The organism is Pseudotabrizicola sp. (assembly GCF_030656345.1).
Taxonomy (GTDB): domain Bacteria; phylum Pseudomonadota; class Alphaproteobacteria; order Rhodobacterales; family Rhodobacteraceae; genus Pseudotabrizicola.
The window spans coordinates 243,520-262,792 of sequence record NZ_JAUSNR010000026.1 but is presented as its reverse complement, the minus strand read 5'-3'; the positions used below and the strand labels follow the sequence as shown (position 1 = coordinate 262,792).

The 19,273-nt window shown below is 65.3% G+C and carries 22 protein-coding genes and 1 tRNA gene; 8 read left to right on the top strand and 15 right to left on the bottom strand.

Annotation, left to right across the window (positions count from 1 at the left end):
- Positions 1-47: 47 nt before the first annotated feature.
- Both Q7J44_RS16460 and Q7J44_RS16455 read right to left on the bottom strand, forming a co-directional pair.
- Positions 48-245 carry a hypothetical protein gene (locus Q7J44_RS16460; protein WP_304881714.1) on the bottom strand — a complete coding sequence of 66 codons (198 nt, stop codon included), beginning with the start codon at positions 243-245 and terminating at the stop codon, positions 48-50.
- Positions 246-477: 232 nt separating this feature from the next.
- Positions 478-687 carry a Flp family type IVb pilin gene (locus Q7J44_RS16455; RefSeq protein WP_304882018.1) on the bottom strand — a complete coding sequence of 70 codons (210 nt, stop codon included), beginning with the start codon at positions 685-687 and terminating at the stop codon, positions 478-480.
- A gap of 359 nt (positions 688-1,046) precedes the next feature.
- Here Q7J44_RS16455 and Q7J44_RS16450 point away from each other — a divergent pair, with 359 nt between their 5' ends.
- Positions 1,047-1,937 (top strand): lytic transglycosylase domain-containing protein, encoded by an 891-nt coding sequence (locus Q7J44_RS16450; RefSeq protein ID WP_304881712.1) that lies wholly within the window; start codon positions 1,047-1,049, stop codon positions 1,935-1,937.
- 97 nt (positions 1,938-2,034) lie between these two features.
- Here the strand turns inward: Q7J44_RS16450 and Q7J44_RS16445 are convergent, their stop codons facing one another.
- Genes Q7J44_RS16445 through Q7J44_RS16435 form a run of 3 tightly spaced genes read right to left on the bottom strand, consistent with a single transcriptional unit; the run spans position 2,035 to position 3,648 of the window.
- Positions 2,035-2,328, bottom strand: coding sequence for a GNAT family N-acetyltransferase (locus tag Q7J44_RS16445; RefSeq protein ID WP_304881710.1), 294 nt, complete (start codon positions 2,326-2,328; stop codon positions 2,035-2,037).
- Complete coding sequence (locus Q7J44_RS16440; protein WP_304881708.1) at positions 2,318-2,944, bottom strand: 3-oxoacid CoA-transferase subunit B; 627 nt, start codon at positions 2,942-2,944, stop codon at positions 2,318-2,320. The genes Q7J44_RS16445 and Q7J44_RS16440 overlap by 11 nt, the downstream gene beginning before the upstream one ends.
- The gene (locus Q7J44_RS16435; protein ID WP_304881706.1) at positions 2,944-3,648 is read right to left on the bottom strand and encodes a CoA transferase subunit A; all 705 of its coding nucleotides are present in this window, start codon (positions 3,646-3,648) and stop codon (positions 2,944-2,946) included. Before Q7J44_RS16435 ends, Q7J44_RS16440 begins: the two co-directional genes overlap by 1 nt.
- A 160-nt stretch (positions 3,649-3,808) precedes the next feature.
- Between Q7J44_RS16435 and Q7J44_RS16430 the strand changes: the two genes are divergently transcribed.
- Positions 3,809-3,894 (top strand) — tRNA-Leu (locus Q7J44_RS16430).
- Positions 3,895-4,081: 187 nt separating this feature from the next.
- Here the strand turns inward: Q7J44_RS16430 and Q7J44_RS16425 are convergent.
- Positions 4,082-4,546, bottom strand: coding sequence for an Lrp/AsnC family transcriptional regulator (locus Q7J44_RS16425; protein ID WP_304881704.1), 465 nt, complete (start codon positions 4,544-4,546; stop codon positions 4,082-4,084).
- Between the two features lie 103 nt (positions 4,547-4,649).
- Between Q7J44_RS16425 and putA the strand changes: the two genes are divergently transcribed.
- A complete protein-coding gene (gene putA / locus Q7J44_RS16420; RefSeq protein WP_304881702.1) occupies positions 4,650-8,105 on the top strand; it encodes a bifunctional proline dehydrogenase/L-glutamate gamma-semialdehyde dehydrogenase PutA in 3,456 nt (1,151 codons plus the stop codon).
- A 305-nt stretch (positions 8,106-8,410) separates the two neighbouring features.
- On the top strand, positions 8,411-9,157 hold the full coding sequence (locus tag Q7J44_RS16415; protein WP_304881700.1) for a rhomboid family intramembrane serine protease: 747 nt from the start codon (positions 8,411-8,413) through the stop codon (positions 9,155-9,157).
- 17 nt (positions 9,158-9,174) lie between these two features.
- Here the strand turns inward: Q7J44_RS16415 and Q7J44_RS16410 are convergent, their stop codons facing one another.
- Entirely contained in the window at positions 9,175-9,969 is a 795-nt protein-coding gene (locus Q7J44_RS16410; RefSeq protein WP_304881698.1) for an inositol monophosphatase family protein, read from the bottom strand.
- A gap of 111 nt (positions 9,970-10,080) precedes the next feature.
- Complete coding sequence (locus Q7J44_RS16405; RefSeq protein WP_304881696.1) at positions 10,081-10,986, bottom strand: LysR family transcriptional regulator; 906 nt, start codon at positions 10,984-10,986, stop codon at positions 10,081-10,083.
- A gap of 87 nt (positions 10,987-11,073) precedes the next feature.
- Here Q7J44_RS16405 and metF point away from each other — a divergent pair, with 87 nt between their 5' ends.
- From metF to Q7J44_RS16385, 4 genes are all read left to right on the top strand, one after another.
- A complete protein-coding gene (gene metF / locus Q7J44_RS16400; RefSeq protein ID WP_304881694.1) occupies positions 11,074-11,952 on the top strand; it encodes a methylenetetrahydrofolate reductase [NAD(P)H] in 879 nt (292 codons plus the stop codon).
- Positions 11,953-12,123: 171 nt separating this feature from the next.
- On the top strand, positions 12,124-12,564 hold the full coding sequence (gene aroQ / locus Q7J44_RS16395) for a type II 3-dehydroquinate dehydratase (RefSeq protein ID WP_304881692.1): 441 nt from the start codon (positions 12,124-12,126) through the stop codon (positions 12,562-12,564).
- Positions 12,565-12,679: 115 nt separating this feature from the next.
- Entirely contained in the window at positions 12,680-13,816 is a 1,137-nt protein-coding gene (locus tag Q7J44_RS16390; protein ID WP_304881690.1) for a class I adenylate-forming enzyme family protein, read from the top strand.
- The gene (locus tag Q7J44_RS16385) at positions 13,807-14,880 is read left to right on the top strand and encodes a thiolase family protein (protein ID WP_304881689.1); all 1,074 of its coding nucleotides are present in this window, start codon (positions 13,807-13,809) and stop codon (positions 14,878-14,880) included. Before Q7J44_RS16390 ends, Q7J44_RS16385 begins: the two co-directional genes overlap by 10 nt.
- Positions 14,881-14,933: 53 nt before the next feature.
- On the opposite strand, the gene Q7J44_RS16380 is transcribed toward Q7J44_RS16385, so the two are convergent.
- The 7 genes from Q7J44_RS16380 to Q7J44_RS16350 form a co-directional block, all read right to left on the bottom strand.
- Positions 14,934-15,476: a biotin transporter BioY gene (locus Q7J44_RS16380; protein WP_304881687.1), complete on the bottom strand. Its 543-nt coding sequence runs from the start codon at positions 15,474-15,476 to the stop codon at positions 14,934-14,936.
- Between the two features lie 26 nt (positions 15,477-15,502).
- Entirely contained in the window at positions 15,503-16,099 is a 597-nt protein-coding gene (locus Q7J44_RS16375; protein WP_304881685.1) for an energy-coupling factor transporter transmembrane protein EcfT, read from the bottom strand.
- Positions 16,074-16,817: an energy-coupling factor ABC transporter ATP-binding protein gene (locus Q7J44_RS16370; RefSeq protein ID WP_304881683.1), complete on the bottom strand. Its 744-nt coding sequence runs from the start codon at positions 16,815-16,817 to the stop codon at positions 16,074-16,076. Before Q7J44_RS16370 ends, Q7J44_RS16375 begins: the two co-directional genes overlap by 26 nt.
- Positions 16,818-16,995: 178 nt before the next feature.
- Positions 16,996-17,244 carry a YMGG-like glycine zipper-containing protein gene (locus Q7J44_RS16365; protein WP_304881682.1) on the bottom strand — a complete coding sequence of 83 codons (249 nt, stop codon included), beginning with the start codon at positions 17,242-17,244 and terminating at the stop codon, positions 16,996-16,998.
- Between the two features lie 144 nt (positions 17,245-17,388).
- Positions 17,389-17,736 carry an Hpt domain-containing protein gene (locus tag Q7J44_RS16360; protein WP_304881680.1) on the bottom strand — a complete coding sequence of 116 codons (348 nt, stop codon included), beginning with the start codon at positions 17,734-17,736 and terminating at the stop codon, positions 17,389-17,391.
- Positions 17,737-17,747: 11 nt separating this feature from the next.
- A complete protein-coding gene (locus Q7J44_RS16355; RefSeq protein WP_304881678.1) occupies positions 17,748-18,707 on the bottom strand; it encodes a PleD family two-component system response regulator in 960 nt (319 codons plus the stop codon).
- A gap of 112 nt (positions 18,708-18,819) precedes the next feature.
- A complete protein-coding gene (locus tag Q7J44_RS16350) occupies positions 18,820-19,227 on the bottom strand; it encodes a response regulator (RefSeq protein WP_304881677.1) in 408 nt (135 codons plus the stop codon).
- Between the last annotated feature and the right edge of the window lie 46 nt (positions 19,228-19,273).

The following is a 19,273-nucleotide window of genomic DNA, read 5'->3' as shown; positions in this document are numbered from 1 at the left end:
GAAGAGCGGGGGCGCATGTTGCGCTGCCACTCATTAATTCTTATGCCTTACGGCTGTCCCATAGCCCCATTGATCGCGGCAATTGCCGCCGCGAACACTTCGGGGGTAAAGATGGTGAAGACCATCAGCACCAGGCCAACCACGGCGGCGGTCAGGACCACCCAGTCGACGGTGACGGCACCACAGTCGTCGTTCCAGAATTGGTCGAGTGGCCGGTGGCTGGTCGCGTTTGGGAGTAACGTCATGAAACTGTTCCCGTTTCAAGTGATCAGTGCTGTGTGATCAGCCACTCTAGCCGCCCCGCCTTGCGGTGATGGTTCCTGTGGTGAACGCTCGTCTGCGCCAAATTCCTTGGGTAGCCTCTTGTACATGCGTTTGACGATTGGGCAGCATCACAGATGGGAAAGGGCGCAGACCGGGAGACCGGTCCGCGCCCTGAGGCTTAACCGGACAACAGAAGGTTGTCCTCGCCTGATATCAAGTACCAGGAGTAGGGGTAGGAGCAGGAGTTTCAGTGGTATTGCCCGTGATCGAATTGGCGATTGTTCCGCCGGCGGTCGTGATCGCCCCGCCAACCTGGCTGATCACCAGCAGGGCCAGGCCCACAACAGCGGCGGTCAGGACGACCCAGTCAACGGTCACAGCGCCGGATTCGTCGTTCTTGAAGTTTTTGATCATGTTCAGCATGGTATATCTCTCTTTCACGTGTTGCTTTGGTTGGTTGCACCGCGCGGCGTCTTTGTCGGTCTGGCCTCTGTTCCGTTCCGTCTTCCGTTCGGTATGCAGTTGTTTTCCCCTGTAACGGTGGCAACATCTGGGCGCGGAGCAGGTGTTTTCCGGAATTTTACCGATTTCCGGAAATTCCATGTCAAGCATCTGAAATAGAACAATTTTATTTTTTGATTTTGGCCCGCGACACGCCGCCTGTTTGCCAATTGCGGCAAATTCGCCAGATTTGGCGGTCGATTTTCGCGGATGGATGGTCTGAAAGCGCAGGTCGTGCCAGACTGACATCAAGAAAAACAACAGACAGGCATCGAGCAGCGATGCGATTCATGGCAGGACTTCTGGCCGCAGGACTGGCTGCCGCGCCCCTTGCGGGCGTGGCGCAAGGCCTGAGCGGCGAACGCGACTTCTCGTTCAAGCGGGTGAAGGTCGGCGAAGCGGTGGGCAAGGCCCGGATCGTGCAGATCGACCCGGTCGAACAGGCGCGGCTGCTGGCCCTCGCGCCGAAGGTAAAGCCGCGTGACCCGACGCCAGAGCCGGATGCGGTGACAGCGGTGGCGGGGGCTGCCGCGCTGGCCCCGCCCGGCGCGCTGACGCAGGTGCCGCCGCGTACCGCAAGCTATGACTGGTTCTGGCAGACCGTGCCCACCAGCCGGGGGGCTGTGGCAGACCGGTTCCCGCTGGCGATGGCGACCCTGTCCAAAGGGCCCAGGGGCAGCGGCGTGACGGCCCCGCGCCTGCAGCACATGCAGGGCATTGCCGAGAAATACGGCAAACACATCCTGTTGGCCACCATCGGCACCGATGTATCCCCTGCGCTGGTGCTGGCGGTGATTGGCGTGGAAAGCGCCGGGCGCGCCGATGCGGTGTCATCGGCCGGGGCGCAGGGGCTGATGCAGCTGATCCCCGCCACTGCCACGCGGTTCGGTGTGACGGATTCGACCGATCCGGCGCAGAATATCAAGGGCGGGGTGGCCTATCTTGACTGGCTGCTGAAAGAGTTCAACCGCGACCCGCTGATGGTGCTGGCCGCCTATAACGCAGGCGAGGGGGCGGTGCGGGCCAATGATGGCGTGCCGCCGTACGCTGAGACGCGGGACTATGTGCCAAAGGTGCTTGCGGCCTGGCAGGTCTCACAAGGGCTGTGCCTGACGCCGCCGGAGCTGGTGACGGACCCTTGTGTGTTCAAGGTGATCTCTGCGGGCGGCTGAGGGCGCGTTTGGGGCTGGTGTTGCAAAGGGGGGCTTCCGCCCCCCTCGTCGCTTCGCTCCTCACCCCCGGAGGATATTTTTGAACAGATGAAGGCGGTCAGGTTGCGAAGGCATCGGCCCATTCGGGGTGTTTGCGGCGCTGTGCGTTCACAAAGGGGCAGAGCGGCACGATCTTTATGCCGCGCGTCCGGGCATCGGTCACCATGAATGCGACCAGCGCCACCCCCACGCCGGTGCCGCGCAGGGCATCGGGCACGCTGGTGTGGTCGGCGATGATCAGGGTGGGGGTTGTGACCGAGAAGGTAATCTCGGCCTCTACCCCGTTCCGGGTCAGGACGTATCGGCCTTTGGTGGCGTGATCTTCACGCTGCGGGGGGCGGTCAGTTGACAAGCGTGGCCTCTGTCGCGGCGCGCAGATCGGCCTCGGTCACGCCATCGGCCAGTTCCACCAGTTTCAGCCCGCCGGGGACGACATCGAGCACGCCAAGGTTGGTGATGATACGATCCACCACCGCCTTGCCAGTCAGCGGAAGGGTGCAGGATTTCAACACCTTGGACTCGCCATGTTTGCTGGTGTGGTCCATCACCACCACCACGCGGCCCACCCCGGCCACCAGATCCATCGCGCCGCCCATGCCCTTGACCAGCTTGCCCGGGATCATCCAGTTCGCCAGATCACCGTTTTCAGCCACCTCCATCGCGCCGAGGATCGCCATGGCGATCTTGCCGCCGCGGATCATCGCAAAGCTCTGGGCAGAGTCGAAAAACGCGGTCTGCGGCAGCTCGGTGATGGTCTGCTTGCCGGCGTTGATCAGGTCGGCATCTTCTTCGCCTTCAAACGGGAAGGGGCCCATGCCCAGCATGCCGTTTTCCGATTGCAGGGTGACATTGACGCCCGGCGGAATGTAGTTGGACACCAGCGTCGGGATGCCGATGCCAAGGTTGACGTACCAGCCGTCCTGCAGTTCGCGCGCCGCGCGGGCGGCCATCTGGTTGCGGTCCCACATTACACGGATTCCTTTTTACGAACAGTGCGTTGCTCGATGCGTTTTTCGTGCTGGCCTTGGATGATGCGGTGCACATAGATGCCGGGCAGGTGGATGGTGTCGGGGTCAAGTGCGCCGAGCGGCACGATTTCTTCGACTTCCACGACGCAGATCTTGCCGCAGGTGGCGGCGGGCGGGTTGAAGTTGCGAGCGGTCTTGCGGAAGATCAGGTTGCCCGACGGGTCCGCCTTCCATGCCTTGACGATGGACAGGTCGGCGACGATGCCGCGTTCCATGATGTAGTCCTGACCGTCAAAATTCATCACCGGCTTGCCTTCGGCAATCACCGTGCCAACGCCGGTTTTGGTGTAGAAACCGGGGATGCCGGCCCCGCCTGCGCGCATACGTTCGGCCAGCGTGCCTTGGGGGTTGAACTCCAGCTCCAGCTCGCCGCTCAGATATTGTCGCATGAATTCAGCGTTTTCGCCGACGTAGGACGAGATCATCTTCTTCACCTGACGCGTTTCCAGCAGGACGCCGAGGCCAAAGCCGTCAACGCCTGCGTTGTTCGAGGCGACCGTCAGGTCTTTCGTCCCCGCGTCGCGGATCGCGGCGATCAGCAGTTCGGGAATGCCGCACAGGCCAAAGCCCCCCGCCGCGATAAGCATCCCGTCAAACAGCACCCCGTCGAGTGCCGATCTGGCATCCGGATAGACCTTTTTCATGCTGACCCTTCCCGCAAAATCCTGAGCTTCATAAAGCGGAGGAACCGGGGCGGTGTCAATTGCCGCAGGGCAGCATAAAACCTGAAGCGGTGTGACGACGCGGGTTTCGCGCTGCCCCCCCTTTTCCCCGCCGCCCGCTTCGCTATGCTGGCGCTGCGCTGCCCGCGTGGTGAAATGGTAGACACATGAGACTTAAAATCTCCCGATCGCAAGGTCGTGCCGGTTCGAGTCCGGCCGCGGGCACCAGTTTTTCAGGGCAGCGGAGGCGGGCCGGGGGGCTGAGGGTGGAAATCGTCGCAAGGCGCTGAAATTGCGGGAAATTCCGGGTATGATTTACGTCTGATTCACGTCTGGTTTGCGTATGGTTTACGTCATGACGTTTGTGCGGTGATGCCGGGGCCTTGCGGGTCTGATCCGGGGGTCGCGGGCACTGTCAGATCGGGCCCTCTTTGACCGATTCCATCGCCACATAGGTTGAGGTGTTTGCCACATGCGGCAGGGCCGAGATGCGTTCGGCCAGCACGCGGCGATAGGCCTGAATATCCGCCGTGCGCACTTTGAGCAGATAGTCGAAGCGGCTGGCGATCATGTGGCATTGCTCGACCTCGGGCACGGTCATTACCGCCTTGTTGAAGGCCTGCAGCGCGGCTTCGCGGGTGTCGGACAGCTTGACCTCGACAAAGGCCACATGGGCCTGACCCATTTTGATTGGGTCGAGGCCCGCGCGGTAGCCGGTGATGACGCCCAGCTCCTCCAGCCGTTTCATGCGGGCTTGCGTCGGGCTTTTTGACAGCCCGATGCGGCGCGCGAGTTCGACGGCACTGATCCGGCCTTCGGAGGACAGGATGCGCAGGATGGCGTGGTCAAAGCGGTCCAGATCGGGTGGGGCAGAGTGCATGGCATTTTCCCTGATTTGCGGGCGGAATGGCTGTGAGAGTGATCATAATCGGGACAACAGCCTTTTGATAGCGCGGTATGATGGGACAAAAAGGAGATGCCAGATGCCGCGCGATTCCCACGCCTCCCCCCTTGAGATCATCCGGAATGAGGCGCTGCGCGATGAGGCAGCCCTTGTCGGTGCGCTGATTGCCGAGGCGGATCTGGCCCCGCAGGCGCGGGCCGCGATATCGGCCGATGGGGCCGATCTGGTGACCCGTATCCGCAAGAGCGCCAAGCCGGGGCTGATGGAGGTGTTTCTGGCGGAATACGGCCTGTCTACCGATGAGGGAATCGCGCTGATGTGTCTGGCCGAGGCGCTGTTGCGGGTGCCCGATGCCGACACGATGGATGCGCTGATCGAGGACAAGATCGCGCCGAGCGATTGGGGGCGGCATCTGGGGCGGTCGGCCTCCAGTCTGGTGAATGCGTCGACATGGGCCTTGATGCTGACCGGCAAGGTGCTGGAAGAGCGCGAGCCGGGGGTGGCGGGGCATCTGCGCGCGGCGGTCAAGCGGTTGGGCGAGCCGGTGATCAGGCGCGCGGTGGCGCAGGCGATGAAGGAGATGGGCCGCAACTTCGTGCTGGGCGAGACGATTGATCGGGCGATGGACCGGGCGCGCGAGCTGGAGGGCAAAGGCTATACCTACAGCTATGATATGCTTGGGGAGGCTGCGCGCACCGAAGGTGATGCGCGGCGCTATCATCTGGCCTATTCGCGCGCGATTTCGGCGATTGCCGGGGCGGCCAAGGGCAATGACATCCGCGCCAATCCCGGCATCTCGGTCAAGCTGTCGGCGCTGCATCCTCGGTACGAGGTGGCGAAACGCGCCCGGGTGATGGCGGAACTGGTGCCGCGGGTGCGCGCACTGGCCGGGCTGGCGCGGGCGGCGGGCTTGGGGTTCAACATTGATGCTGAGGAAGCGGACCGGCTGGAGCTGTCTTTGGAGGTGATCGAGGCCGTGCTGGAGGATACGTCCTTGGCCGGATGGGACGGGTTTGGCGTGGTGGTGCAGGCTTATGGGCGGCGGGCTGGCGCGGTGATCGACTGGCTGCACGATCTGGCGCAGCGGCTGGACCGCAAGCTGATGGTGCGGCTGGTCAAGGGCGCCTATTGGGACGCCGAGGTGAAGCGGGGGCAGGTGCTGGGGCTGGAGTCGTTTCCGGTGTTCACCCGGAAAGAGGCGACGGATGTGTCCTATATCGCCAATGCGCGCAAACTGCTGGGGATGACCGGGCGGATTTACCCGCAGTTCGCCACCCACAACGCCCATACGGTTGCGGCGGTACTGCATATGGCAGGGGAAATGGGCGTCGATGCGATGGCGTATGAATTCCAGCGGCTGCATGGCATGGGCGAGCGGCTGCATGACATTGTGCTGACCGGGCGGGGCACGCGCTGCCGGATTTACGCGCCGGTGGGGGCGCATCGGGATTTGCTGGCTTACCTCGTGCGGCGGCTGTTGGAGAACGGGGCGAATTCCAGCTTTGTGAACCAGATCGTCGATGAAGATGTGCCGCCCGCGCGGGTGGTGGCTTGCCCGCTGACGGCGGTTGAGGGGTTGAGCTTGCCCAACAAGGCGCTGCTGACCGGGCCTGAACTGTTCGGCACCCGGCGCAATGCGCGCGGGTTTGATCTGACGGCGGCCCCGGATCTGGCGGCTGTGGAGGCGGCACGGGCACCGTATAAGGATGAGGTGTTCGAGGCGGGGCCGATGCTGGCCGGTCGCGTGGCGGGCGGGTTGCGGCATGAGGTGCGTGACCCGGCGACAGGCGCGCGGGTGGGGTTTGTCACCGATGCGGGGGCACCGGATGTGGATTGCGCGCTGCGGCTGGCCGAGCCTTGGGCGGCAGAGGCCGGGGTGCGCGCCGAGGTGCTGAGGCGCGCGGCGGATCTGTATGAGGCGGAGTTCGGTACGGTCTTTGCGCTGCTGGCGCGGGAGGCGGGGAAGACGCAAGGTGATGCGGTGGCGGAACTGCGTGAGGCGGTGGATTTCCTGCGGTATTATGCCGATGGGGCGGGGGCCCTGGCGCATGGCGCGCGGGGCGTGTTTGCCTGCATCAGCCCGTGGAACTTTCCTTTGGCGATTTTCACCGGGCAGATCGCGGCGGCGCTGGCTGCAGGCAATGCGGTGCTGGCCAAGCCGGCAGAGCAGACGCCGCTGATTGCCGGGTTTGCGGTGGGGCTGATGCACAAGGCGGGGGTGCCCGTGAGTGCGCTGCAGCTGTTGCCGGGGGATGGCGCGGTGGGCGCGATGCTGACGGCGGATGCGCGGGTGGCGGGGGTGGCCTTTACCGGCGGCACCGATACGGCGTTGAAGATCCGCGCCAGCATGGCCGATCATCTGGACCCGGGCGCGCCGCTGATCGCCGAGACGGGGGGCTTGAATGCGATGGTGGTGGACTCGACGGCCCTGCCGGAGCAGGCGGTGCGGGACATTCTGGCGTCGTCGTTTCAGTCGGCGGGGCAGAGGTGTTCGGCGCTGCGGTGCCTGTATGTGCAGGAGGATATCGCCGATACCGTGCTGGAGATGCTGTTTGGCGCGATGGATGATCTGGCGCTGGGCGACCCGTGGGATCTGGCAACCGATGTCGGGCCGGTGATTGATCGGCAGGCGCAGGCGGGGATTGTGGAGTATGTGGCACAGGCGCGGGCCGGGGGGCGGGTGCTGAAGGAGATTGCGGCACCGAAGGCGGGCACCTTCGTCGGGCCGGTGGTGATCAGGGTGCCGGGGATTGCCGCCATGCCGCGCGAGATCTTTGGCCCGGTGCTGCATGTGGCGACCTTCCGCGCGGCGGATCTGGAGCGGGTGACCGGGGCGGTGAATGCCACGGGGTACGGGCTGACCTTCGGCTTGCACACGCGGATCGACGACCGGGTGCAGCAGATTGTCGGCGCGCTGCGGGTGGGCAACATCTATGTCAACCGCAACCAGATCGGCGCGGTGGTGGGCAGCCAGCCCTTTGGCGGCGAAGGGCTGTCGGGCACCGGGCCAAAGGCGGGGGGGCCGCATTACCTGCACCGCTTTACCGCAGAACCTGCGCCGCTGGCGGGGGATGACGGGGCGGCAGTGTCCACAAGTGCCACGCAACTGCGCGCGGCGCTGAGCGCGCCACAGGCCGTGCCCAAGCCTGTGACCATCGACCTGCCGGGGCCGACCGGCGAGTCGAACCGGCTGACGCGCGTGGCGCGGGCGCCGGTGCTGTGCCTTGGACCATCGGCTGCACAGGCGATGGCGCAGGCCACTGCCGTGCGCACCCTGGGCGGTGTGGCGGTCGAGGTGCCGGGGCTGGACCCGGCGGCGCTGACCGGGGCGGAGGGGTTTTCGGCCGTGATCTGGTGGGGCGATGCGGGTGTGGCCCGCGCCTGCGCGCAGGCGCTGGCAGCCCGGCCCGGCCCGATCCTGCCGTTGATCACGGGTATGCCGGACGTGGCCCATGTGGTGCTGGAACGCCATGCCTGTATCGACACCACGGCGTCGGGCGGCAATGCGCAACTGCTGGCCGAAGTCGCGGGCTGAGGCGGCGGATCTGACGGAGCGGCTGCGCCGCATTGTTTTTGCCTCGTCGCGCGCGTGCCGCGCGTCTCCTCAGGCGTGCGCGCTCCGCGCGGGAGTATTTGGGTCAAGATGAAAGCCGGGAGGTCTTTCTTCGTGATTTCATCTTGACTGAAGTACTCCGGGGTTTGCTGCCGGTTTTGCCACCGGTTCAAGAAACCGGCGGCATGGGGGGCTGGCCCCCGGGGGTGACGCTGGTGCGAGGGCCGTAGGGTTGGGCACCTGTGCAGGGCTTGACGGGGGCGGGGTGATGGGAAAAGTTGGCGCCTATGTTTCCCATTCGCGATCATAACCCGTCAGGGCGCTGGCCCTTTGTCACCTATGCGCTGATCGCCGCGAATGTGGCGGTATTTGCGCTGTTCAATCTGAGCTTGGGCGAGCGGGATCTGACGTATTTCTTTTACGACTGGGGATTTGTGTCGCGGTTCGTGACGGAAGGCTTAGGCCTGCACGGCATTGTCACCCATATGTTCCTGCATGGCGGCTGGATGCATCTGCTGGGCAATATGCTGTTTTTGTTCATCTTCGGTGACAATCTGGAAGATGAGATGGGGCATGTGGGTTTTGCGCTGTTCTATCTTCTGTCCGGGCTGGCGGCGGTGGCGCTGCAATACGGATCTGATCCGGTTTCGGATATTCCCATGGTGGGCGCATCGGGGGCGATTGCCGGGGTGATGGGCGGGTATCTGTTGCTGTTTCCCAAGGCGCGGGTGGATGTGCTGATCATCATCGTGATCTTTTTCCGCATCTTCCCGATTCCGGCCTGGCTGGTGCTGGGGATCTGGTTCGGGTTGCAGCTGTTCAACGGCGCGATGACGCCGCTTGCCGGTGGCGGGGTGGCCTATTGGGCGCATGTCGGCGGCTTTGTCGCGGGGGCTTTGATGACGGTTCCTATCTGGCTGCGGCGTGGCGGTTTCGGGTTCTGGAACCGCACGCATGGCGTGCCGCCGCATCCGGAGGCGCGCTATCAGCTGTCGCGGTCGCGGGTGCCACAGGTGCCCCGGCGACCGCGATAGTCGCCGGAGTTTTGCGGTCAGGCGTCGTTGCGGATGATCTTGCGGAACGATTCGAACAGCGCCTCGTTCCCGGCAATCAGGCTGCCGTCTTCGAGCGGGTCCTGGGTTTCGCGGATGCCGGTGACCATGCCGCCGGCCTCTTTCACCAGCAGGATGCCGCCGGCCACGTCCCATGAGTTCAGCTCGCGTTCCCAATAGCCGTCAAAGCGCCCTGCGGCGACATAGGCCAGATCGAGGGCGGCAGAGCCCCAGCGGCGCACGCCGGCGCAGACCGGCATCAGCCGGGCCAGATCCTGCAGGGTCGCGGGCAGGGTTTTCTTGGCCCCGAAGGGCACGCCGGTGGCGAACACCGCCTCGGACATCGTGCGGCGGCCCGAGACGCGGATGCGGCGGCTGTCGTTCAACCAGGCACCCGAGCCTTTTTCGGCCCAGAACATTTCATCCTTGGCGGCGTCGTAAACCACCGAGGACACGATCTCGCCCTTGTGTTCCAGCCCGATGGAGACTGACCAATGCGGCATGCCGTGCAGAAAATTGGTGGTGCCGTCCAGCGGATCGACGATCCAGCGGCGGGTGGGGTCGGCCCCGGCGCTGGCCCCGGTTTCTTCGCCCAGCCAGCCATAGGTCGGGCGGCCGCCCATCAGGTCTTCGCGGATCATCCGCTCGGCCTCGCGGTCGGCCTTGGACACAAAGTCGCCGGGGCCTTTGGTGGAGACCTGAAGGTTTTCAACCTCGCGGAAGTCTTTCACCAGAGAGCGGCCCGCGCGGCGCGCGGCCTTGATCATCAGGTTCAGGTTGGCGCTGCCTTGCATCTTGGACTCCGTTCGGTTCAAGCGCCCGCGTATAGGGCGGACAGGCCCGCAAGGGAAGGGGGGATGGGTGATTGCGCGCCCCGTGGGTGAAACGGCGCGGCGGTGCCGGGGTCAGCCGCGTTGCAGTTTGACCGGCTCTGACCGGCCCAGTTTCAGGAAATGCGCCATGAAGGGTTTGGCGGCATCCTCGTCCCGGGTGGCGGCGAACAGGCGTTTGGTCACGGTTTGCGGCCCGAGCGGGCGGGTGACGTAATCGGCATTGCTTTTGATGTCGCGCAGCACCCAGTCGGGCAGGACCGAGACGCCGCGGTTGGAGCCGACCAGCATCAGGATCACCGCCGTCAGTTCCACCGGGCGCTGGCCGCGCGGTTCGACCTTGGCGGGGGTGAGGAGTTCGGTGAAGACATCGAGTTTGTCGCGGCCGACCGGGTAAGTGATCAGCACCTGATCGCGGAAATCCTCGGCGCTGATGAAGGGTTTGGCGGCGAGGGGGTTCTGGGCCGAGGCCAGAAACACCGGATGATAATCGAACAGCGGGTTGTAGGTGAGGCCGGGCAGCGGTTCGGGGTTGGAGGTGATCACCAGATCGACCTCTTCGCGCAGGAGCGCCGGAAAGCTGTCGAAGGCGAGGCCCGCGCGGATGTCGACATCGACCTCGGGCCAGGCCTGGCGGAACTGTTCGAGCACCGGGAACAGCCAGTCGAAACAGGCGTGGCACTGGATGGCGATGTGCAGCCGCCCGGACTTGCCCGAGCGCAGGGCGCGGAATTCCTCCTCCATCAGCTCGATTTCCGGCAGGATGCGGTCGGCGGCGCGCAGCATGCGGATGCCTGCCGCCGACAGGCGCATGGGTTTGGAGCGGCGCACGAACAGCTCCATCCCCGCCTGGTCTTCAAGGTTGGCGACCTGATGTGACAGCGCCGATTGCGTCATGTTCAGCAGGTCAGCGGCGCGGGCGAGGCCGCCTGCCTGATGGATGGCGCGGATGGTGCGCAGGTGGCGGAGTTCGATATACATGAGGTTCACCACAAGATGATCGTGAAGATTATGAATTTGTCTCACATCGACAAATCTGCGACAAGGGGGCATCACAAGGAGACGATCATGGCCACGCCGCGCATCTCGTTCGAGTTCTTCCCGCCCCAGACGCTGGACGCATCGTTCCGTCTTTGGGAAACCGTACAGGCGCTGGCCCCGATGCAGCCGGAGTTTGTGTCGGTCACCTATGGCGCGGGCGGCACCACCCGCAAGCTGACGCATGAGGCGGTGACGGCGATCGGCAAGAATTACGGGCTGAATGTGGCGGCGCATCTGACCTGCGTGGATGCGACGAAGGCGGAGACGCTGGAGATTGCGGCGGCCTATGCGGATGCGGGGGTGACCGAGATCGTGGCGCTGCGCGGCGATGCGCCCAAGGGGGCGGAGCGGTTCAGCGCGCATCCCGAGGGGTTTGCATCATCGGTGGAGCTGATCGAGGCGCTTGCCGCCACCGGCAAGTTCAAGCTGCGGGTCGGGGCCTATCCGGAGCCGCATCCGGATGCGGCGGACAGCCTCGCCGATGTGCGCTGGCTGAAGCGCAAGATCGATGCGGGGGCGAGCAGTGCGATCACCCAGTTTTTCTTTGATGCCGATACGTTTTTCCGCTTCCGCGACCTGTGCGTGAAAGAGGGCATCACCGCGCCGATCATTCCGGGGATTTTGCCGATCACCAGCTGGGCGGGCGCAAAGAAATTCGCGCTGCGCTGTGGCTCGGATGTGCCGGCGCGGCTGGATGACGCGTTCACCACCGCCGCGCGCGACGGGCGTGAGGAGCTGTATGCCTTGGCCCATTGCACGCAGCTTTGCGACAACCTGCTGCAAGGCGGGGTGGAGGATCTGCATTTCTATACTCTGAACCGCCCGCACCTGACCCGCGAAGTGGTGCGCGCTTTGGGAATTCAGCCCGAGCTGGTGCCCGAGCTGGTTCTGGAAAAGGTTGCCTGATCACAGGCTGACGGCGTCTCCCTGAGGCCCTTGCCACACGTGGCTTGGGCCTCTTTTTTTGGCGTGGAGCGCGCCCTGTTCGCCCATGCTGCCCAAGAGCAGCCTGTGCAAATGCGGGTTTCCTGCCGCGCTTCGCCCCGGTAGCATGATGCGAATTGCAAAGAGGACGCCATGGCAAACCCCATCTATATTCTGAACGGTCCCAACCTGAACCTGCTGGGGATGCGCCAGCCCGAGATTTACGGGCGTGAGACGCTGGAGGATGTGGCGGCGGCCTGCACGGCGCTGGCCGGGGAGATGGGGCTGGAGGTGCGGTTTCACCAGTCGAATCATGAGGGTGTGATCATCGACTGTATCCATGAAGCGCGGGTTGCCGGTTCGGGGGTGATCATCAACCCCGGCGCGTTCACCCATACCTCGGTCGCGATTCTGGATGCACTGAACGCGTTCGAGGGGCCGGTGCTGGAGGTCCATATCTCGAATGTGCACAAGCGCGAGGCGTTCCGGCATCATTCCTATGTGTCGCTGCGGGCAGATGGGGTGATCGCCGGGTTCGGGACCGAGGGGTATCTGCTGGCATTGCGGCGGATGCGGACGCTGGTGCTGTCCTGAGAACGGTCGCTTGGGGAGAGGGCGGATGCCTCCGGCGGGAGTATTTGGGAAAGCTGCAAATCCCCGGTTTGAGTGGCATCCGGCTGCGCGCCTGTTTGGCGCTGACGGGGGGGAGGTGTCGCATGGGGCCGCTTTCGCGCCCGAGGTGGCGGACCGGCCCGGGGGGACGGCGCTTGTGGCGGCTTTGGCGGGGCAGGGGGCCGGGTTTCGGATTGGCGGGGAGGGTGCTGTTGAAGCCGGGTCTGGCTGTTTTGAGACGCTGACCGGCGGGTCTTTGGGCGGGGCGCGGCGGGTGGTGCGGAGCCAAGGGTCGTGGCTGGCCAGTTTTGCGGTGAATGCGCGGCTGTTCGGGATCGGGCCGGGCGTGCGGGTGGCGGTGCCGGGGCGGTTGTCGCAATCGCTGGCGCTGTATGCGGCGCTGGAGGGGCTGGCGCTGGGGGCCTGCGTGCATCTGCTGGACGGGTTGCGGGTGGACCGGATGGCGCGGGCAGTGGCGGAGCGCGGGACCCATGTGATCTATGCGACCCCGGTGCATCTGGCGCAGATGGTGGCTTGCGGGGTGGTGTGGCCCGATCTGCGGTTGGTGCTGGTGGGCGGGGCCAAGCTGGAGGCGGGGCTGCGTGTGGCGCTGATGGCGGTGGCACCGGGGGCGGAGGTGCGCGAGTTTTATGGCGCGGCGGAGGCGAGTTTCATCACGCTTGCCGGACCGGGCGACGGGGCCGAGACGGTGGGGCGGCCCTATCCGGGGGTGGAGTTGCGGATCCGTGATGGTGAAGGCCGTGATCTGCCTGCGGGGGCGGTGGGGCAGGTCTGGCTGCGCAGCCCCTATGTGTTTCAGCGCTATGCTGGCGACGATCCGGGATCGGCGCGGTGGCATGAGGGGTGGTTGTGCGTGGGCGAGATCGGGGCGCTGACGCCGGCGGGGCTGGTGTTGCGCGGGCGGGCCGGGCGGATGGTGACGGTGGCCGGGCAGAATGTGTTTCCCGAGGAGATCGAGCGGTTTCTGGCGGGTTTGCCGGGGGTTGAGCGGGCGGCGGTGCTGGCGCGGGCCGACGGCTTGCGCGGGCATGTGCTGATGGCGGTGCTGACGGGCGACCGGGCGTGTGAGGGTGAGATCATGGCAGCGGCGCGGGCACGGCTGGGCGCGACGCTGGCCCCGCGTCGGGTGATCTGGCGGCAGGACTGGCCGGTGCTGGGGTCGGGCAAGACCGACCTTGGCGTGTTGCAGCGCGAGGTGGATGCATGGCGGTGATTCTGTCGGCGCGGCGGACGGGGGTTGTGCCCAAGGGCGGGGCTTTTGCGCGGTTGTCGCTGGAGGAGCTGGCGGTGCCGGTGCTGCGCGCTTGCCTTGCGGATGCGGGGCGCGTGGCGGTGGATGAGGTGATCTGCGCCAATGCCATCGGACCGGGGGGCAATCCGGCGCGGCGGATCGCGCTGGCGGCGGGATTGCCTGAGCGGGTGGCTGGACTGACGATTGACCGGCAATGCGCGGGAGGCCTTGATGCGCTGCTGCTGGCGGCGGCGCTGGTCGATGGGGGCTGCGCCGATTTTGTGCTGGCGGGCGGGGTGGAGAGCTTTTCGCGCCGGCCGTTGCGGTTTGTGACCGACCCGGAGGGTGGGGTGCCGGTGGAATATGACGAGGCGCCGTTCACGCCATGGCCTGCGCGCAATCCACGCATGGCAGAGGCGGCGGCGGCTTTGGCGGCGGTGTGTGGCTATGATCGCGCGGCGCAGGAAGCGTGGGCGGTGCAAAGCCATGCGAAAGCGTTGGCAGTTCAGGACTGGCCCGAGATTGTGCCGCTGGCGGGGGTGGTGCGTGACGCCTTTGCCCGACTTCTGACCCCGGCGCTGCTGGCGCGGGCGCCGGTGGTGGCGGGGTCGGTCACGCGGACCACGGCGGCGGTGGCGGCGGATGGCGCGGCGTTCTGTCTGGTGGCGGCGGATCGCTTTGCCTCGGCCGGGGCCTTGCGCATCCTGGGCGGGCGCACCTTGGGCGCGGACCCCGAGCAGCCGGGGCTGGCCCCGGTTCCCGCGATTGCGGCGGCGTTGCGGGGGCTGGGGCTGTCTGCGGCGGAGATCACGCGAAGTGAGATGATGGAGGCCTATGCGGCACAGGCGATGGCCTGTGTGGCGCGGGCGGGGCTGGATCCGGCGCGGGTGAATTGCCAAGGCGGCGCGCTGGCGCGGGGGCATCCGATCGGGGCATCGGGGGCGGTGCTGGCGGTGCGGCTGTTTCACAGCCTGCGCGCGGGCACTGGCCTTGCGGCCATTGCCTCGGCCGGGGGGATCGGCACGGCGCTGGTGGTGCAGCGATGATGGTCGTCAGGCTGGACGCGCGGGCCTGAACAGATTCAGGTTCAGGTTCAGGTTCAGGCGCGGGCCAGCAGGGCACCGGGGCGGGCGCGGGCGATGGATTGGGTGACCAGACCGGCCAGAACCGCCTTGATCACATCGCCGGGCAGGAAGGCGAGGCCCAGCAGCGCTGCCTCGGCCCATGTCTTGTTCAGCACGATGGCCATGCCGGTGATGCCGCAGACATACATCACGCCGATGCCGCCGATGACCCCGCCAGCAATTGCAGCCCAGAACGGCGGCAGGGTCGTGCGCTCCATGATCCAGCCCGCGACGAAGGCGGCGAGGGGGAAGCCGACCAGATACCCGGCGGAGGGGCCGACAAAGACGCCCAGACCGCCGCGCCCGCCGGACAGCAGGGGCAGACCAAGCGCGACCAGCAGCAGGAACAGCAGCACCGCAAGCGTGCCGCGCTTTGCCCCCAGCACGGTGCCGCACAGCATGACGCCCAGCGTTTGTGCGGTGACCGGCACGGCACCGGCCAGATAGAGTGGCGGCACCAGACCCAGCACGGCGATCAGGGCGGCGAACAGGGCGATATGGGTCAGGTTGCGTTCCATCGGGTCCTCCGGGGTTTTTCCGGGTCTTACCCTGTGCCGCCACGGGCGCGCAAGGCTTGCGCGACCTGTTCGGCATCATCGAGCGCGGCAAGGGCTGCCGGGGCGGCCAGCCGCCAGCCGGGCTTGCGGGGGGAACGGGCGCTGTAGGCCTGCGACAGCTGGCCCACGCGCTCGGACAGCACCGGAATGAAGCGGATCACCAGTGCTATGGCGAGCGCCAGCCTGCGGGGTGGCAGCAGGGGTGAGAGCGGGCGGGCGAGACGTTCCAGCACGCTGATCATGTCGGACAGGCGGGTGGTCATGGTGACCAGATTGGCCGCCGCCACGGCGGCGGTCATCCGCAGCAGAATGGCCGTGCCCGCCGTCAGGTCATCGCGCCACAGGTGCCACAGGGCGATCAGCGCCACAAAGGGCCAGAGCGGGCGCAGCATGCGCGCGCCGTGCCGGGCGAAGGGCATGCCGCCTGTCAGGTAGACAGCGATGATACCCAGCAGGGCAAGGCTTAGGGTCAGCGGTGTGGTGAGTTGAAAAAGGACAAGGGTGAAAACCGCCAGCGCGCCCAGCTTTACGCCCGCAGCCACGCGGTGCAGCGGCGTGTCAACCGGCGAGGTCAGTGTCAGCATCCATCCCCCCCAGCCGCTGCATCTCGGCGTCAAACTGTGGCAGCACTCTCGCCGGAGGGCCATCGGCAGCGACGGTGCCGCCGTCGAGCCAGACCACCCGGTCACAGCCTGACAGGCTGGCCGGGTCGTGGGTGATGGTGATCAGCCGTTGCGGCAGGGCGGCAAAGCTGCGGGCCAGCCGGGTTTGTGTGGGTTGGTCCAGCCCGGCGAGGGGTTCGTCGAGCAAAATCGTGCGCGGCTGCATCAGCAGCACCGCTTGCAGGCAGAGCCAGTGGCGCTGCCCTTGTGAAAGGGTTGCCACGGACGCGCCCAACCAGTGGCTGCGGCCATGCTGCGCCAGAAGCGCGATGACGCGGGACTGTGCCTCGGCTTTTGGCACCCCCATCTGGATCAGCCCGAAGGCCAGTTCTTCATCGACCGTGGGGAACAGGATCTGGTGATCGGGGTTTTGGAACAGGATGCCCAGATGGGCCAGCATCGCCTTGCGGTCATGGGCGGGGTCGCAGCCTTCGACCCGCACGGTGCCATGGTCAGGCGCGATCAGCCCTGCCATCAGCCGCAGCAGGGTGGATTTGCCCGAGCCGTTGCGCCCGATGATGCCGATGCGCTGCTGGGACAGGTGCAGCGACACCCCGTGCAGGACCGGGCGGCCCGACAGGGTGACAGCGGCATCGGCGAGCAGGATACCATTATGGTCTGTCGGAGAGGGTTGGTGCATCGGGGGGCCCTGGCTGTGCGCGCCCCGGTCTTACCGGCTGTGGGGTGAAGTGGAAAGCCCGCAGCGGGGGGGCGATCGTTCAGGCCAGCATCGAAAAAGGCGGCACCGGGGTTCCGGTGCCGCCCATTCGTGTCCCGCTGCGGGATCAGGCCCGCAGTGTCAGATCAGCAGTGTCAGATCAGCAAGCGGCGATAAAGCGGTTGCCGTTCTGGTCGCGGTAGTAGCACTGGCCGCGCTGGGGGGCCGGGCCGATCAGGGTGGATGCGGCCACGCCGACAGCGGCACCGATCAGCGCGCCACGGGTGCTGTCTGTCGCGGCAGCGCCGACAGCAGCACCACCCAGAGCGCCAAGCGCAGCGTTTTGATCCGTGGTCTGGCAAGCGGTCAGCGACAGAGCGACGGCGGACATAAGGAAGAACTTTTTCATGGGGCAGCCTCGTTGAGTTATGGACGATCTCTAAATGATCTGTGTGCGGTATAACGCGCGGGATCGGGATCGGTTCCACACCAAGCTGTGATCACAGGAAAAGCGGCAAAGAACGGTCATTGTGGGGCTGGCGGGGCAGGGCTGTCAGTTTGTGCCGACCAGGGCGCTGTCGAGTTCCCGGTTCAGCTCATCGAGGGCCGGCAGCAGGTCCTGACGCACGGCGAGCGGCAGAGCCGGGCCGGACAGGGTGCAGATCTGGTTGCAAACCTCTTCCACCCGCTGCGCCTGAGCGCCAAGCCGGGAAAACCCGAAGCTTGCAGCGGTGCCGGCAATCTTGTGTGCGACCTTGCAGATTTCCTGAGCGACCGGCACCGGGTCATCGCCCGCCTCCAGCGCGCCACGCTCGATATCAATCTCGATCCGCCGCGATGCGGTCAGGTCCAGAAATTGCGGCAGCAGCGCCCGCGCCCATGCCTCTGCCGGTTGAGTCATCCTTGCGTGCCTTATCCTGCCAGAAACTGAAGCTGATAGGCCGACTGACCACGGACCGAGGCCCGGGCGCGGCCCAGCATGGTCTTGACCGCCGAGGTCGAGAACAGGCCCGAATGCACCGTGGCACCGACCCGCACTTCAAGCATCGGCAGGCCAAGGCTTTCATAGACCGCGTCATAGACCATCAGCTCGGCCGCCAGCTCATGTTCGATCTCGAAGGTGTCGACAGGTTGCTGGCGGTTCAGGATGCAGACAAATTCGCCACTGCCGGCATAGGCCAGCAGGAAGGACTGGCGCTTCATGCAGGCGGCGATGGCCGATCCGACATCGGCCATGCAGTCCAGAAATTCCATCCGGTTCAGGCGGCGGAACAGGCTGCTGCCGCCGACGACCTGAAAGGCAATCGCGGTATGGCTGTGCAGTTTCAGACGGCTGAGGGTCAGCAAATGGTTTTCCAGCGCAAGGTATTCGATCAGCGATCCACACTTCGGCAGGGCGACCGGCTCTTCGAAAGCAAAGCGCATTCCGGGAACGTCGTCCATCGATTCCATGGCGAATTGCAGCGACCGGGCCAGATTGTGTTCCTGCACCAGCCGATCCAGCATGCCCAGCCGGGCCTGCAGTTCAATGCGGTTGATCGGCTTGGTCAGATAGTCAGTGGCACCGACCGCAAAGGCCTGATCGACATAATCGCGCCCGACCATGGTTGTCACCATCATGATCGGCGTCGTGCTGTGATGGGCCATGGCGCGGATGTGCTGGCAGGCCTCGATCCCGTCCATTTCGGGCATCTGGATGTCCAGCAGGATCGCGTCAAACTGTTCGTGCGGATTGGACAGGCGGTTGAGCGCTTCGGCGGCAGAGGTGACGCAGACCGGGGGCTGGTAGCCAAGCTGGCACATCATTTTTGTCAGGACGAAATGAAACGCCGGATCATCATCAACTGCAATATAGCGCATATTGGCTGACATTCGTACCACCTTCGGTTGCTCCCCTCACCCTAAGCTGGTCTTTGAGGCATAAATTAGGCGGAATTTAAGTATTTGTTAATCATTACATCTTCGTCAGAGCCCGGGCGCAGGCCTACAAGGTCTCGATAGCGCGGCCCAGAAGGCGCAGAACGGTGCTGCGGAACACATCACTCTGGATGGGTTTCGGGATGACCGCATCGGCCTGATCGCCGACACCGGGGGTGCTGGCGTGATCGACGTCGGCGGTAAACTGGATCATCGGGGTCATGGTGTTGATGGTGCTTGCGGCCTTGAGATGGCGGATCACCCGGTCGCCGGAAATCAGCGGCATGTGGCGGTCAAAGATCATCAGATCAAAACGCTGCGAAATGGCAGTTTCCAGCGCCTGCTTGCCATCGGCGGCGATCCCCAGTTCGATGAAGGGAAATTCTGCCAGAAGGTGGCGGACGATCTGCTGATTGATCTCATCATCTTCGGCAAGCAGAACAACCGCAGGCAAAGGCCCGGCATGTGATGTCATCTGTGCAATACTCCCAGAACTCATACTCACACAAATCTCCTGACGA

Bases quoted from the DNA above. Each gene is read 5' to 3' on its own strand.
- Q7J44_RS16460 (WP_304881714.1), bottom strand. From the start codon at position 245: ATGACGTTACTCCCAAACGCGACCAGCCACCGGCCACTCGACCAATTC.
- Q7J44_RS16455 (WP_304882018.1), bottom strand. From the start codon at position 687: ATGCTGAACATGATCAAAAACTTCAAGAACGACGAATCCGGCGCTGTG.
- Q7J44_RS16450 (WP_304881712.1), top strand. From the start codon at position 1,047: ATGCGATTCATGGCAGGACTTCTGGCCGCAGGACTGGCTGCCGCGCCC.
- Q7J44_RS16440 (WP_304881708.1), bottom strand. From the start codon at position 2,944: ATGTGGGACCGCAACCAGATGGCCGCCCGCGCGGCGCGCGAACTGCAG.
- Q7J44_RS16435 (WP_304881706.1), bottom strand. From the start codon at position 3,648: ATGAAAAAGGTCTATCCGGATGCCAGATCGGCACTCGACGGGGTGCTG.
- Q7J44_RS16425 (WP_304881704.1), bottom strand. From the start codon at position 4,546: ATGCACTCTGCCCCACCCGATCTGGACCGCTTTGACCACGCCATCCTG.
- putA (WP_304881702.1), top strand. From the start codon at position 4,650: ATGCCGCGCGATTCCCACGCCTCCCCCCTTGAGATCATCCGGAATGAG.
- Q7J44_RS16415 (WP_304881700.1), top strand. From the start codon at position 8,411: ATGTTTCCCATTCGCGATCATAACCCGTCAGGGCGCTGGCCCTTTGTC.
- Q7J44_RS16410 (WP_304881698.1), bottom strand. From the start codon at position 9,969: ATGCAAGGCAGCGCCAACCTGAACCTGATGATCAAGGCCGCGCGCCGC.
- Q7J44_RS16405 (WP_304881696.1), bottom strand. From the start codon at position 10,986: ATGTATATCGAACTCCGCCACCTGCGCACCATCCGCGCCATCCATCAG.
- metF (WP_304881694.1), top strand. From the start codon at position 11,074: ATGGCCACGCCGCGCATCTCGTTCGAGTTCTTCCCGCCCCAGACGCTG.
- aroQ (WP_304881692.1), top strand. From the start codon at position 12,124: ATGGCAAACCCCATCTATATTCTGAACGGTCCCAACCTGAACCTGCTG.
- Q7J44_RS16385 (WP_304881689.1), top strand. From the start codon at position 13,807: ATGGCGGTGATTCTGTCGGCGCGGCGGACGGGGGTTGTGCCCAAGGGC.
- Q7J44_RS16380 (WP_304881687.1), bottom strand. From the start codon at position 15,476: ATGGAACGCAACCTGACCCATATCGCCCTGTTCGCCGCCCTGATCGCC.
- Q7J44_RS16375 (WP_304881685.1), bottom strand. From the start codon at position 16,099: ATGCTGACACTGACCTCGCCGGTTGACACGCCGCTGCACCGCGTGGCT.
- Q7J44_RS16370 (WP_304881683.1), bottom strand. From the start codon at position 16,817: ATGCACCAACCCTCTCCGACAGACCATAATGGTATCCTGCTCGCCGAT.
- Q7J44_RS16365 (WP_304881682.1), bottom strand. From the start codon at position 17,244: ATGAAAAAGTTCTTCCTTATGTCCGCCGTCGCTCTGTCGCTGACCGCT.
- Q7J44_RS16360 (WP_304881680.1), bottom strand. From the start codon at position 17,736: ATGACTCAACCGGCAGAGGCATGGGCGCGGGCGCTGCTGCCGCAATTT.
- Q7J44_RS16355 (WP_304881678.1), bottom strand. From the start codon at position 18,707: ATGTCAGCCAATATGCGCTATATTGCAGTTGATGATGATCCGGCGTTT.
- Q7J44_RS16350 (WP_304881677.1), bottom strand. From the start codon at position 19,227: ATGACATCACATGCCGGGCCTTTGCCTGCGGTTGTTCTGCTTGCCGAA.